We start from the raw sequence: 12339 nt of genomic DNA on the forward strand, positions 1-12339 counted from the left end.
GACGACGCGGAGCGTCGGCAACCGACGACAACGCCGCAGATGTGCGTGCCCTGCCCCGCGACCCGCCACATGATCCAAACGACACGCCCTAGGGCATGTCGTAACGGCGAAAGGTGACCGGGCGGCCCGGCGACGCCCTGCCGCTCCACGCCTACACTGGACCAGGTGGTCCATTCCCGGGAGGTGGCGGTGTGCGCGGCGAGCTGACGGCCAAGGGGAAGGCGACGCGGGACCGGATCGTCGAGGGCGCCGCGGCGGTGCTGCGGGAGCGGGGGGTCGTGGCGGCCACCCTGGACGACGTCATGGCGCGGACCCGCACCAGCAAGAGCCAGCTCTTCCACTACTTCCCGGCGGGCAAGGACGAACTCCTCGTCGCCGTGGCCCGGTTCGAGGCGGACCAGGTCCTGGAGGATCAGGAGCCCTTCCTGAGCCACCTGGACTCGTGGGAAGCCTGGAGCCAGTGGCGCGACGTGGTCGTCAAGCGCTACGAGGACCAGGGCGACCAGTGTCCGCTCGGGTCGCTGTTCCTCCAGATCGGGCGCTCCACGCCGGGGACGCGGGCGATCGTGATCGAGTTGCTGCGACGCTGGCAGGAGCGGCTCGCGGCGGGCATCCGGGCCCTTCAGGCATCCGGCAGCCTGCCCGCCGGGCTCGATGTGGACCGGCGGGCCGCGTCGCTGCTGGCCGCGATCCAGGGAGGGGTGTCCATCCTGCTGAGCACGGGCCAGTCCACTCACCTGCGCGCCGCCCTCGACCAGGGGATCGCCGACCTCAGGAACGCGGGCCACGCCACCGGGTGACCCGCGTGGCGGCACCGGCGTACCCAGGGCCGGTCCCCGGCGGTTGACGGGGCCCTTGGCCGACCCCGGTCCCGGTGTGTACGGTCCTCGGCTGTCGCCGACGCGAGCCTCCCCGACGCAAGCCGCCCGGCGTGCAGACGGCCGCCCGGCCGCACCGCGCCCCGACTCGCCCGCCCGCCGGCCGGACAAGGTCAGGCGGCGATGACCGCCGCCGTGGTGCGTCCGCCGTCGACGTCGAGCACGATGCCGTGCACGAAGGCGGACTCGTCGGCGGCCAGGTACACCGCGGCGTTCGCGATGTCCTCGGGGGTGCCCATCCGGTTGGCCGGAGTGCCCTTCATCATGACCTCGGCGGGGTGCTCCTCGCCGGGGACCGGCGCCAGCACCACGCCCGGCGAGATGGCGTTCACGCGGACGCCGTGCGGCCCGAACTCGGCGGCCCAGGCCCGGGTCAGCGTCTCCACCGCGCCCTTGGTCGAGCTGTAGAGCGCGCTGATCGGAATGCCGAGCCGCGCGATCCAGGAGCCCAGGTTGATGATCGACCCGCCGCCGGCCTCCACCATGGCGGGCGCGACGGCCGCCGTCAGGAAGAAGGGGGCCTTCACGTTCACCGCGTAGACCTGGTCGAAGGTCTGCTCGTCGGCCGTGGCCGTGGTGTTGGCGGGGTAGATCCCGGCGTTGTTGACCAGGACGTCGATCCGGCCGCCCAGCACCCGGGTCGCCTCGTCGGCCAGGGCCCGCGAGGCCGCGGCGCTGCCGTCCAGGTCGGCCCGTACGAAGTCGGCCCGGCCGCCGCGTGCGCGGATACCGTCGACGACCTCCCCGCCCCGTTCGGCGCTGCGGCCGGAGACCACGACATGCGCGCCCTGGGCGGCGAAGGCCTCCGCGATCGCCCGTCCGATGTTGCTGGTCGCTCCGGTGACCAGCGCGGTCCTGCCCTCAAGCCGTGTCGACATGATCCACTCCGTTGCGTTCGTTCTGCACCGTGAACCCGGACGGCCGAACGGCATACCGCCTTCGTCCGAACGGGGCCCTGACCCGCAGGGCGCAGGCGCCAACGTACGACCGAGAAAATGGACCGGCAAGTCCAGAAAGTGGGGGCGCGGGCAGACCTGGAATCGGGCGGCACGACGGCCGCGGGGGACTGGACCGGGCCCTCTGCCGGACGGATGTCTCGGCCGGGGCCGTGACCCGGTGGCCCCGCTCCGGAGCCAGGTCCGTGACGCAGGGTGGTGACCCCGGTGCCCCGCTCCGGATGCGGGGCGTGCCGACCCTCCCTAGCGTGACTCGCGTAACACCCCCAACCAAGGAGTGATCATGGGCAAGAGTTCCATGGACAAGGCCAAGGGCAAGGCCAAGGAAATGGTCGGCAAGGCCACCGGCAACGACCGGATGGAGACCGAGGGCAAGACCGACCAGGCCAAGGGCAACGTCCGCGACGTAGCGGAGAAGGCCCAGAACAAGGCCGCCGGCGCCCGCGACTCACTCCGCGACGAGCGATAGTCGGCTCCACGCGCGCACGCGCACGCAAGGGCGTCCCTCGACCAGGATCGAGGGGCGCCCTTCCGCGTGACCGATGACCGCCGCCGCGAACCCGACGCGACGGGGCGGACCGGGTGGACCGGGCGGATCGGTATGAGGTCTGGCCGGCAGGCACGAGGTCCGCCCGATATCAGGTCCGGCCGGTACCCGGTCCGAGGACATCCGGAAAACCCTCGGCGGCGATGTCGAGAACCCGTGCCCCGCTCCGTCCCCGGGGTGAACGCGACCACAATGGGTCGCATCCGTACCGAGGAGAGCACCATGGCCAAGTACCTGCTGCTGAAGCACTACCGAGGCGCTCCGGCCCCCGTGAACAACGTGCCGATGTCCGAGTGGACCGAGGAGGAGATCTCGGCCCACCTGCGGTACATGAACGAGTTCGCCGCCCGGCTGGAGAAGTCGGGGGAGTACGTCGACTCCCAGGCGCTCTCCCCCGAGGGGACGTTCGTCCGCTACGACGGTGAGGGCCGCCCGCCGGTCACCGACGGCCCCTTCGCCGAGACCAAGGACCTGATCGCCGGCTGGATGGTGATCGACGTCGACTCCCACGAACGCGCCGTCGAACTGGCCGGTGAACTGTCGGCGGCCCCGGGCGCGGGCGGCAGGCCGATCCACGAGTGGCTGGAGCTGCGCCCCTTCTACGGCGTGCGGCCCACCACCACGGAGTGACCCGGGGGATGGACGAACACCTGCTCCGGAGCCTCACCCCGGCCGTGCTCGGGGTCCTTGTCCGCCGCGGAGCCGACTTCGCGGCGGCCGAGGACGCCGTACAGGACGCGCTGATCGAGGCGGTCCGGGTCTGGCCGGCCGATTCGCCCCGGGATCCGAAGGGGTGGCTGGTCACCGTCGCCTGGCGCAAGTTCCTCGACGCCACCCGGGCGGACACCGCCCGGCGCCGCCGCGAGGAGAGCGCCGCGGAGGAACCGGCGCCCGGGCCCGCACCCGCCCTGGACGACACCCTCCAGCTCTACTTCCTGTGCGCGCACCCCTTGCTGACGCCGTCCTCGGCCGTCGCGCTGACCCTGCGGGCCGTCGGCGGCCTGACCACGCGGGAGATCGCCCGGGCCTACCTGGTACCCGAGGCGACCATGGCGCAGCGCATCAGCCGGGCCAAACGCACCGTCTCCGGAGCGCGGTTCGACCGGCCCGGTGACGTCGCCACCGTGCTGAGGGTCCTCTACCTGGTCTTCAACGAGGGCTACTCCGGGGATGTGGACCTCGTCGCCGAGGCCATCCGCCTCACCCGGCGGCTCGCGGCCGTCATCGACCATCCCGAGGTGGCGGGGCTGCTCGCCCTGATGCTGCTGCACCATGCCCGGCGCGCCGCCCGGACCACGCCCGACGGCAGCCTCGTACCCCTTGCCGAGCAGGACCGCGGCCGGTGGGACACGAGGATGATCGCCGAGGGCGTCGGCATTCTTCAGGCGGCCCTCGCTGGGGACCGCCTGGGGGAGTACCAGGCGCAGGCCGCCATCGCCGCGCTGCACGCGGACGCGCCGAGGGCCGATCAGACGGACTGGGTGCAGATCGTCGAGTGGTACGACGAACTCGTCCGGCTCACCGACAGCCCCGTCGTCCGCCTCAACCGCGCGGTGGCCGTCGGAGAGGCCGACGGCCCGCGTGCCGGCCTGGCCGCGCTCGCGGAGCTGGACGGCAGCCTGCCCCGCCACACCGCTGTCGCCGCCTATCTCCATGAGCGCGACGGCGACAGGCGAACGGCGGCACGTCTCTACGCGGAGGCGGCCGGGCAGGCGCCCAGCCTCGCCGAGCGGGACCACCTCATACGCCAGGCGGCCCGCCTCAACGCCGACAGGACCTAGGACAACGGAAGGTCGCGGACCCTCACGTCCTGACGGGCGCGGTCATGAAGAGGGCGCGGTCACGCGTGGGGTGAGTTCACCGGTGAGGGCGCGGTCACGTGTGCGGTGAGTTCACCAGTAGTGCCGGCGTCCGCCGACCTCGCGGCCCAGCGCTCCCAGGATCCAGAGCAGGGCTCCGACGGCCACCAGGATGACGCCGATGGTCCAGAGGATCCCGATTCCGGCCACGAGGCCGACGACGAGCAGAATGACTCCAAGGATGATCATGGCGTCCTCCGATGACGGGGCGTCGTCCGGGGGCGCCCCGATCTGCCACCCGAGTGCCCGCACCGTGGCGAGGCAAACACACCGGGTTCGCGGCGGATTCGGCAGAGTGCGTCGCTCGACGCGGCGGGCTCGGCCGGCCGGGTCAGCCGGTGGGACGCCAGGCGGCCACGGCGGCCTGCACGGTGGCGTGGGAGGCGAACACCTGGTCGAGGCCGACCATGCGGAAGATCCGGCTGACGGGACCGGGGACGGCGGCCAGCGCTATGCCCGCGTCTGTGGCCAGGGCGTGGTTGCGGGCCGCGATGAGCACCGTGATGCCCGTGGAGTCGCAGAAGGTGATGCCCCCGAGATCAAGGACGAGCTGCCCGCCCGGAGGCAGCTCCAGCCCGGCCAGTTGGGCGCGGACCCGGTCGGCGCTGTGGAAGTCGAGTTCCCCGGAGAGTTCGATCACCGCCCCCGAGGGGGTGGTGCGCGTGTGGAGGCTCAGATGCTGGGTCACTGCTGCTCTCCACGGGGGGATCGAGGCACATGGATGGCGAGGACGGCGGTGTCGTCGTCCACGCCGGTGCCGAAGGTGTCGAGCAGTTCCCGGACCGCGTCGATGGCGGCCGACGCGGTGGTGGGCGCGAGTTCACGGGCGAAGTCGAGAAGGGCGTCGTCGCCGTAGCGGCCGTCGGCGGCGCCGCCGGTGTGGGCCTCGGTGAGTCCGTCGGTGTGCAGCAGCAGGGTGTCGCCGGGGGCCAGGTGCACCGCCGTGGTGGCGATGTGCACGTCCGTCAGCGCGCCGATGAGCTGCCCGCCGGGAGTGGGCAGGATGTCGGCCGTGCCGTCGGCGCGCATCAGCAGCGCGGGAGGATGCCCGCCACCCGCCAGGGTGATCCGGAACCCGCCGCGCTCGCGGTCGGGGGTGAGCAGCCCGAACACGACGGTGCAGAAACGGGGATCGGTGCCGTTGTACTCGTGGTTGAGGACGGTGTTGAGGTTGTCCAGGACGGTCGCCGGGTCCGGGTTGTACACGGCGGCGGCCCGCAGGGTGTAGCGCGCCAGGGAGGTGACGGCCGCCGCCGCGGCCCCCTTGCCGCACACGTCCCCCATGAACAGGCCCCAGGTGCCCTCGGCCAGCGGGAACAGATCGTAGAAGTCGCCGCCGACCTGGTCGACGGAGGCGATGTGGTAGTGCGCCGAGACCTCCAGGCCGGGCACGTTCGCGAGGGCCGGCGGCAGCAGCGTCCGCTGGAGGGTGGTGGCCAGGTTCTGCAGCCGTTCGCGCTCCTGCTCGGCCTCCTGACGGGCCCGCAGCAGTTCGGTCTCGTAGGCGCGGCGGTCGCGGGCGTCGAAGAGCGTGGTCCGGATCAGCAGGGGCTGTCCGTCGCTGCCCGACTTCACGGTCGAGGTGACGAGGACCGGCAGCCGGGACCCGTCGGCCGCCTTGAGCTCCAGGGCGATGCCGCTGACCTCGCCCTGCATGCGCAGCAGGGGTGCGAAGTGGGTCTCGTGGTAGATCCGGCCGCCGACGGTGAGCAGGTCGGAGAAGTGCATACGGCCCAGCAGCTCGTCCCGGCGGTAGCCGAGCCAGTTCAGCAGGGTCGTGTTGACCTTCGCGATCAGGCCGTCCAACTGGGTGGAGAGATAGCCGCAGGGCGCGTTCTCGTACAGGTCCTCGGCGCTGTCCTCCAGGAGGGCGGAGAACTGGGCCCGCTCGTCCACCGTGTCGCCGTCCGTGCCGCACTGGTCGCGGCTTCCGGGCGGCCGGCCCGCCGCGCTGTACTCGTCGTGGTCACCGGGGGGCTTGCACATGGTCCGGCAGCCCCTTCACGAACGCGGTGATCGCCGCGGCGGTCTCCTCGGGGGCGGCGAGCTGCGGGCAGTGCCCGGTCGCGTTCAGCGTGACGAGCCGGCTGCCCGGGATGCGGGCATGCACGAAGTCGCCCACCTCGGGTGGCGCGATCGCGTCGCTGGAGCACTGGGCCACCAGCGTGGGCACCGTCACTCCGGAGAGGTCCGCGCGGTTGTCGGACAGGAAGGTGACCCGCGCGAAGAGGCGGGCGATGGCCGGGTCGGTGCGGCAGAAGCTGTTGGTCAGCTCCTCACCCAGCTCCGGCCGGTCGGGATTGCCCATGATCACCGGCGCCATCGCCCCGGACCAGCCCAGGTAGTTGGCCTCCAGCGATTCGAGCAGTTCCTCGATGTCCGCCGCGCTGAACCCGCCGCGATAGCCGGTCGCCGGGTCGTCGACGAAACACGGCGACGGCGCGAGGAGCACCAGTCCCGCGAAGGCCTTGGGGTCCCGGGCCGCCGCGAGCACCCCCATCATCGCGCTCACGGAATGCCCGACGAACGTCACCGGCCCGAGATCCAGCTCCCGGCACAGCTCCAGTACGTCGTCCACATAGCCGTCCAGCGTCGCGTACCGCTCCGGGCTCCACGCGGACAGGTCCGAGTTCCCCGCGCCCACGTGGTCGAAGAGGACCACCGTGAAGTCACGCTCCAGGGCCGGCGTCACCAGGCGCCACATGTTCTGGTCGCACCCGAAGCCGTGGGCCAGCATCACCACCGGGGCACCGGCCCTGCCGGTCACCGTCACATGGTTCCTGCGCCGCGCGTTCATGGGCCGATCCTCTTCATGGGCGATCCTCGCTGTCTCGTACCGGTCGCCCGCCTGCCGCGAGGGCTGCTCCGGGGGTACCGGATCAGTCAGAGCGCGCTCGGTGCGGGAGCCACACCGAGCGAGATGTCGGCGGTGACGCGTTTGCCGACCGCCGTTCGTTCGATGCTGAAGCTCTGCGCGAGCGCGGTGACGATCTCCAGGCCGTGCTGGCCGATGCGCGCCGGGTCCGCGGTCTTGGCGGCCGGCAGAAGCGGGTTGCTGTCCCACAGTTCGACCCGCAGCACGGAGTCCGTCACCAGCAGCCGCAGCCGCGCCGGACCCGGCGCGTGCTTGCGGGCGTTGGTGACCAGCTCGCTGACGATGAGCTGCACGACCTCCACCACGGCCGACACGACCGGGATGCCCTGGGTGTCCCTCACCTTGGACAGGAAGGCGACCGCCACCTGCCGGGCCTGGGCGATCCGGGTGCCGTCGCCGTCCAGTTCGAGTGAGGTTTCCAGCGCAGGGCTCTCGCCCGCCCTTCCACCGCCGGCCACGCCTGATGATTCGTCCATCTGTGCCCGCTTCCGTCTCCCGCCGACTACCCCCGCAGGCGCCGCGTACGCTCGTCCCGGCACGTTACCTGTCCCACAGCCGCCCCGACGGCCGAGTCCCGAGGCCGGACTCCCACGCGAACGCCGGCGTCTGAACCCCGGCAACGGCGAAGGCGCCCACCCCGCGGGGTGAACGCCTCGGCTTCCGTACGTACCGGACGGGCATCGCGCGCCCGCCGCGGGTCACTGGGTGCTGAGCATCCCCGTACGCAGCTTGGCCAGCGTGCGGTTGAGCAGCCGGGAGACGTGCATCTGGGAGACGCCGAGGTGCTCGCCGATCTGGGCCTGGGTGAGTTCGTCCACGAACCGCATGTGGATGATGCGGCGCTCGCGGTCGTCCAGACCGGCGATCATCGGGGCCAGCGCGTTGAAGTCCTCGACCAGTTCGAGGGCGTTGTCGTCGGCGCCGATGAAGTCCGCGAGGGCGGCCTCACCGTCGTTGCTGGAGCTGATCGTGGCGTCGAGGGAGGAAGAGGTGTAGCCGTTGGAGGCGAGGCGCGCCTCGTTGACCTCCTCCTCGCTCAGGCACATCAGCTCGGACAGCTCCTTGACCGTGGGCGTCCGGCCGAGCCGGCTGCGCAGTTCCTCGGTGGCCTTCGCGAGCTGGATCCGCGCCTCCTGAAGACGCCGCGGGACATGCACCGCCCACGAGGTGTCGCGGAAGAAACGCTTGATCTCACCGACGATGTAGGGGACGGCGAACGAGGTGAACTCGACCTCACGGGTCAGCTCGAACCGGTCGATCGCCTTGATGAGGCCGATCGTCCCCACCTGGACGATGTCCTCCATCTCGTCGTGACTGCGGCTGCGGAACCGCGCCGCCGCGAAACGCACGAGTGTGATGTTCATCTCGATGAGGGTGTTGCGTGCGTACTGGTACTCGGGCGTGCCCTCTTCCAGGACGGCGAGCTGGTCGAAGAACAGCCTCGACAGCTCGCGGGCGTCCTTCGGAGTGACCCGCGACGGGTCGGTCACCTCCGGAAGCGTCGCCGTTCGTGCTTCCGTCGTCTCGGTCACCGTCATGTCAGATCCCCTCCCTACTGCGCCAGCCCCCGTGCCGCCGGCCGCTGGAGGCCGACGCAAGAGGCGCGTACCCCGGCTTCGGCCGTCCACACCAGAAAATTCGAACGAAGAGTCGTGGAGGGAGTATTCGCGCTCCCCGGCCACGTGGGCACCGACACCGTACCGCTCGCCGATGCCCACGCGACCCAGCCCCGCGGCGGACCAGGACAACCGGTCCCCGGCCGCGCCCGTCAGTTCTCGGTGCGCGGCAGCCGGGTCGCCGTCTCCAGGTAGAAGGCGTCGATGCTCTGCACGGCCTGCTCGAACTCCACCAGGTTGACGGGCTTGGTCACATACGCGTTGGCGTGGCTGTTGTAGGCGCCGGTGACGTCGTCCGGGGCGGAGGACGTGGTGAGGACGACCACAGGGATGGTCTGCAGCTCCTCGTCCGTCTTCAGCACCTGGAGCAGCTCCCGGCCGTTCATCCGGGGCATGTTGAGGTCGAGCACGATGAGGTCGGGCCGCACGGTCGACGGGTCGCGCAGGTGCTCCAGCGCGGCGACCCCGTCGGTGACCTGGACCAGATTGCGGGCGCCGCGCTCGGAGAGGGCCTCCTCGATGAGCATGGCGTCGGCGACGTCGTCCTCGACGAGCAGGACGTCGAAGGGTCGAGTGGGGGTGGTCATCATCGGTTGCTCCGTGGGTGCTTCGGTGGAGTGGTGGAAGAGTCCCGGCCAGCGGCGTCGGGCGCCCTGGCGCGTCATGTCGCACGCCTCGCCGATCTGCGGGTAACCGGCGCCCGCGCGGGCGGCGTCCACGGCCGCTTCACGCTGGAGGCGTTCGGCGGCCCGCTGGAGATGCGTCAGTACGTGCAGACGGGTCAGGGCGCGCGTGGGATCATCGGCGGTCGGCGGAGGCGGGGGGTCTTCCATGAGCTGGTGGGCGATGCGCCGCGCAAGTTCGTCGACCGCGGCGTCCGCGACTGCGGCTGTCTCCTGCGGGCTGGACGGCACAACGAAATTCTTGCCAGGCATACCCGGCACACTAGGCCCCGGACCGCCCCCACGACAACAACCGTTGTCGACCTCCCTCTAGAGTGTGCGCTGCGCCGCTTTCAGGGCGGCCGTCACAACGGAGGAGTCAGAGGATGACCGGCGACGAGAGGCTGCCGCACGAGCGGGGGCTGTCCACCTGGACGACCCGGCGGTGGCTTCGTGTGGGAGTGGCGGTCGCGCTGACCGTCCTCGGCCTGCTCGGGGCGACCGGGGCCTGGGTCCTCGGACGTACGGCGTCCATCAGTGACGATCTCGTGGACGTGAAGTCGCCCGCCCTGACCAGCTCGATCCGCCTGGAGTCGGCCCTGCTCAACCAGGAGACGGGCATCCGCGGTTACGGGCTCACCGGCACCCCGGACTTCCTCGCCCCCTACCGCCAGGGACTCGCCGACGAGAAGACCTACACCGCCCGGCTCAAGGAACTGCTCCGGGGCGACGCCCCCGCACTGCGCGACCTGAAGAACGTCGAGGACCACATCAGGATGTGGCAGGTGCGGAACGCGCGCCCCATCGCCGCCTCACCGGCCGGGGCGCCGTCACCCCAGGCCACCGAGCGGGCCGCCGAGGGCAAGAAGGACTTCGACCGGCTCAGGTCGGCCATGACCGCCCAGCAGAACCGGCTCCGCGACGAGCGCACCCGGTCGCGGGACGACCTCGCCTTCACGATGCGCCTGCGGAACTGGGTGTTCGCCACCATCGCCGTCCTCATCGTCGCCCTCGCCGGGATCGTCTTCGAGGCACTGCGCCGTGGCATCACCCTGCCGCTCGGACAGCTCGGGGCGGACGCCCGCACGATCGCCGACGGCGACTTCGGCCATCCCATCACCCCGACCGGCCCCGCCGACCTGCGACGGCTGGGCGGCGAGATCGAGTCCATGCGCCGACGGCTCGTACGCGAACTCGACTTCAGCGAGCAGGCCCGGCTGCGCCTCGACGCCCAGTCCGCCGACCTCAAGCGCTCCAACGCCGAGCTGGAGCAGTTCGCCTACGTCGCCTCGCACGACCTCCAGGAACCGCTGCGCAAGGTGTCCAGCTTCACCCAGCTCCTCCAGCGGCGTTATGGCGGACAGCTCGACGACCGCGCCGACCAGTACATCGACTTCGCCGTCGACGGCGCGAACCGCATGCAGACCCTCATCAACGACCTGCTCGACTTCTCCCGGGTCGGACGCGTCCACCGTCAGCTGCAGGACGTCGACCTCAACGCCGTGATGAAGCGCGCCCTGTCGGCGCTCAGCGTCAGCGTCGAGGAGTCGGGCGCGGTCGTCACCCGCGACGAACTGCCCACCCTGGTCGCCGACCCGACCCAGATGAGCATGCTGTGGCAGAACCTGATCGGCAACGCCGTCAAGTTCCGCCGCCCCGGCGAGACCCCGGCGATCCACGTCTCCGCCGAACAGGACGGCGACCTCTGGCGGTTCTCGGTCACCGACAACGGCATCGGCATCGACCCCGAGTACGCCGAGCAGGTCTTCGTGATCTTCCAGCGGCTGCACACCAAGGACACCTACCAGGGCAGTGGCATCGGCCTCGCGATGTGCAAGAAGATCGTCGAGTTCCACGGCGGCACCATCTTCGTCGACCCCGGCTACCGGGACGGCACCCGCATCACGTTCACCCTCGCGAGTGAGCCCCCGGCGGTGAGCCTCGCCCCCGCCGAGCCCGCGGAGACCGGCTCCGGCACGGCACCGACGAACTGACCCCGGTACCACCGACGGGACGCGCGGCGTCCAGCAGACGCTGTACGCCGGGGGAGCGGGGGCCGAGACGAAGGCGCCGCTCCCGGCGGCTCCAGCAGTCGAGAGCGTTCAGCAGCGCCGAATCGGCGAACGTGACGTGCCGGGTGTCGACGCTGAGGTGGACATAGCCCAGCGCGGCGGCCGAGGCGAGCAGCGCCCGGAGCGGCAGGGTGCTGTGGTGATCGATCTCGCCCTGCAACTCGATCCGCAGGGCCTGGCCGATGGTGGTGCAGGAACGGATGATTATGTCGCCGGGCGCGCCGGCGCCCGGCTCCCTCGCACAGCCGGCGACAGCGCCGGTGACGGCGACGCCGGTGTTCGGATCGGTGGGATCGGTCAGTATCGGAAGAACGCTCGCGGTACTCACGCCAAGATCAACAGCCGGGCCCGCTTCCGGGGTGCGGGTGATCACCCGGGTGTACGGAAGATCCGCCCCACTGGGGAAAAGCCGTCCCTCACCCGGGTGGTGTCCGGCATGGGGTGGCCGGATAGGGCGTCCGGGGCGGAGGTGGTCGGACAGGCCGTCCGGGATGGGCCTGGTCGGACAGGGCGTCCGGCGTGGGAGCGGGGCTGGACGGGGCGTCCGGGATGGGGGTGGCTGGATGTTGGACGACCTGGCGGGTGCCGGACCGGCGAGCGTGGCTGTGACTGTGGCCGTGGCCGTGGCCGTGGCCGTGGTCGCGGCTGTGGTCGCGGCTGCGACTCGGGGCCCGGAGCGGGTCCGGGTTCCGGGTTCGGGTTCGGCTCCGCTCCAGCGTGCCCGGGGCGACTCGTGGCCGTCCGGTGCGAGCCGAGGCTCCTCCAATGGGCGCCGAAGTCCCTTCCTCGCGAGCCGAAGCTCCTCCGGCGCGGGGCGAGGTTCCTTCGGTGCGGGCCGAAGTTCCCCCCGTGCCACCGCCACTGAGGACCCGTC

14 protein-coding genes are annotated in these 12339 nt (G+C 71.4%); 5 read left to right on the top strand and 9 right to left on the bottom strand.

Annotated features, from left to right (window positions below; genetic code table 11):
- Positions 1 to 191 precede the first annotated feature (191 nt).
- Positions 192 to 800 (top strand): TetR/AcrR family transcriptional regulator, encoded by a 609-nt coding sequence (locus AB0912_RS29390; RefSeq protein ID WP_366705085.1) that lies wholly within the window; start codon positions 192 to 194, stop codon positions 798 to 800.
- Between the two features lie 191 nt (positions 801 to 991).
- On the opposite strand, the gene AB0912_RS29395 is transcribed toward AB0912_RS29390, so the two are convergent.
- A complete protein-coding gene (locus AB0912_RS29395) occupies positions 992 to 1756 on the bottom strand; it encodes an SDR family oxidoreductase (protein ID WP_366705087.1) in 765 nt (254 codons plus the stop codon).
- A gap of 361 nt (positions 1757 to 2117) precedes the next feature.
- Between AB0912_RS29395 and AB0912_RS29400 the strand changes: the two genes are divergently transcribed.
- The 3 genes from AB0912_RS29400 (at position 2118) to AB0912_RS29410 (ending at position 4162) form a co-directional block, all read left to right on the top strand.
- A complete protein-coding gene (locus tag AB0912_RS29400) occupies positions 2118 to 2303 on the top strand; it encodes a CsbD family protein (RefSeq protein WP_366705089.1) in 186 nt (61 codons plus the stop codon).
- 300 nt (positions 2304 to 2603) lie between these two features.
- Positions 2604 to 3011, top strand: a complete 408-nt coding sequence (locus AB0912_RS29405; protein WP_366705091.1) for a YciI family protein — start codon at positions 2604 to 2606, stop codon at positions 3009 to 3011.
- A gap of 8 nt (positions 3012 to 3019) precedes the next feature.
- On the top strand, positions 3020 to 4162 hold the full coding sequence (locus AB0912_RS29410) for a DUF6596 domain-containing protein (protein WP_366705093.1): 1143 nt from the start codon (positions 3020 to 3022) through the stop codon (positions 4160 to 4162).
- A 111-nt stretch (positions 4163 to 4273) separates the two neighbouring features.
- Here the strand turns inward: AB0912_RS29410 and AB0912_RS29415 are convergent, their stop codons facing one another.
- The 7 genes from AB0912_RS29415 to AB0912_RS29445 all read right to left on the bottom strand — a co-directional run bounded on the left by AB0912_RS29415 (position 4274) and on the right by AB0912_RS29445 (position 9666).
- Positions 4274 to 4429, bottom strand: coding sequence for a DUF6131 family protein (locus AB0912_RS29415; RefSeq protein ID WP_366705095.1), 156 nt, complete (start codon positions 4427 to 4429; stop codon positions 4274 to 4276).
- Between the two features lie 142 nt (positions 4430 to 4571).
- The gene (locus AB0912_RS29420) at positions 4572 to 4928 is read right to left on the bottom strand and encodes an STAS domain-containing protein (protein ID WP_366705097.1); all 357 of its coding nucleotides are present in this window, start codon (positions 4926 to 4928) and stop codon (positions 4572 to 4574) included.
- Entirely contained in the window at positions 4925 to 6226 is a 1302-nt protein-coding gene (locus tag AB0912_RS29425; RefSeq protein ID WP_366705099.1) for a SpoIIE family protein phosphatase, read from the bottom strand. The genes AB0912_RS29420 and AB0912_RS29425 overlap by 4 nt, the downstream gene beginning before the upstream one ends.
- Positions 6207 to 7037 carry an alpha/beta hydrolase gene (locus tag AB0912_RS29430; protein WP_366705101.1) on the bottom strand — a complete coding sequence of 277 codons (831 nt, stop codon included), beginning with the start codon at positions 7035 to 7037 and terminating at the stop codon, positions 6207 to 6209. Before AB0912_RS29430 ends, AB0912_RS29425 begins: the two co-directional genes overlap by 20 nt.
- An 86-nt stretch (positions 7038 to 7123) precedes the next feature.
- Positions 7124 to 7591: an ATP-binding protein gene (locus AB0912_RS29435; protein WP_366705103.1), complete on the bottom strand. Its 468-nt coding sequence runs from the start codon at positions 7589 to 7591 to the stop codon at positions 7124 to 7126.
- 222 nt (positions 7592 to 7813) lie between these two features.
- A complete protein-coding gene (locus AB0912_RS29440; RefSeq protein WP_366705105.1) occupies positions 7814 to 8653 on the bottom strand; it encodes an RNA polymerase sigma factor SigF in 840 nt (279 codons plus the stop codon).
- Positions 8654 to 8883: 230 nt separating this feature from the next.
- Positions 8884 to 9666: a response regulator gene (locus AB0912_RS29445; RefSeq protein ID WP_366705107.1), complete on the bottom strand. Its 783-nt coding sequence runs from the start codon at positions 9664 to 9666 to the stop codon at positions 8884 to 8886.
- 113 nt (positions 9667 to 9779) lie between these two features.
- Between AB0912_RS29445 and AB0912_RS29450 the strand changes: the two genes are divergently transcribed.
- Positions 9780 to 11387 carry an ATP-binding protein gene (locus tag AB0912_RS29450; protein ID WP_366705109.1) on the top strand — a complete coding sequence of 536 codons (1608 nt, stop codon included), beginning with the start codon at positions 9780 to 9782 and terminating at the stop codon, positions 11385 to 11387.
- On the opposite strand, the gene AB0912_RS29455 is transcribed toward AB0912_RS29450, so the two are convergent.
- Positions 11302 to 12327: an STAS domain-containing protein gene (locus AB0912_RS29455; RefSeq protein ID WP_366705111.1), complete on the bottom strand. Its 1026-nt coding sequence runs from the start codon at positions 12325 to 12327 to the stop codon at positions 11302 to 11304. The genes AB0912_RS29450 and AB0912_RS29455 overlap by 86 nt on opposite strands.
- Between the last annotated feature and the right edge of the window lie 12 nt (positions 12328 to 12339).

The organism is Streptomyces sp. NPDC007084 (assembly GCF_040703595.1).
GTDB lineage: Bacteria > Actinomycetota > Actinomycetes > Streptomycetales > Streptomycetaceae > Streptomyces.

Bases quoted from the DNA above. Each gene is read 5' to 3' on its own strand.
- AB0912_RS29395 (WP_366705087.1), bottom strand. From the start codon at position 1,756: ATGTCGACACGGCTTGAGGGCAGGACCGCGCTGGTCACCGGAGCGACC.
- AB0912_RS29400 (WP_366705089.1), top strand. From the start codon at position 2,118: ATGGGCAAGAGTTCCATGGACAAGGCCAAGGGCAAGGCCAAGGAAATG.
- AB0912_RS29405 (WP_366705091.1), top strand. From the start codon at position 2,604: ATGGCCAAGTACCTGCTGCTGAAGCACTACCGAGGCGCTCCGGCCCCC.
- AB0912_RS29410 (WP_366705093.1), top strand. From the start codon at position 3,020: ATGGACGAACACCTGCTCCGGAGCCTCACCCCGGCCGTGCTCGGGGTC.
- AB0912_RS29415 (WP_366705095.1), bottom strand. From the start codon at position 4,429: ATGATCATCCTTGGAGTCATTCTGCTCGTCGTCGGCCTCGTGGCCGGA.
- AB0912_RS29425 (WP_366705099.1), bottom strand. From the start codon at position 6,226: ATGTGCAAGCCCCCCGGTGACCACGACGAGTACAGCGCGGCGGGCCGG.
- AB0912_RS29430 (WP_366705101.1), bottom strand. From the start codon at position 7,037: ATGAACGCGCGGCGCAGGAACCATGTGACGGTGACCGGCAGGGCCGGT.
- AB0912_RS29435 (WP_366705103.1), bottom strand. From the start codon at position 7,591: ATGGACGAATCATCAGGCGTGGCCGGCGGTGGAAGGGCGGGCGAGAGC.
- AB0912_RS29440 (WP_366705105.1), bottom strand. From the start codon at position 8,653: ATGACGGTGACCGAGACGACGGAAGCACGAACGGCGACGCTTCCGGAG.
- AB0912_RS29445 (WP_366705107.1), bottom strand. From the start codon at position 9,666: ATGCCTGGCAAGAATTTCGTTGTGCCGTCCAGCCCGCAGGAGACAGCC.
- AB0912_RS29450 (WP_366705109.1), top strand. From the start codon at position 9,780: ATGACCGGCGACGAGAGGCTGCCGCACGAGCGGGGGCTGTCCACCTGG.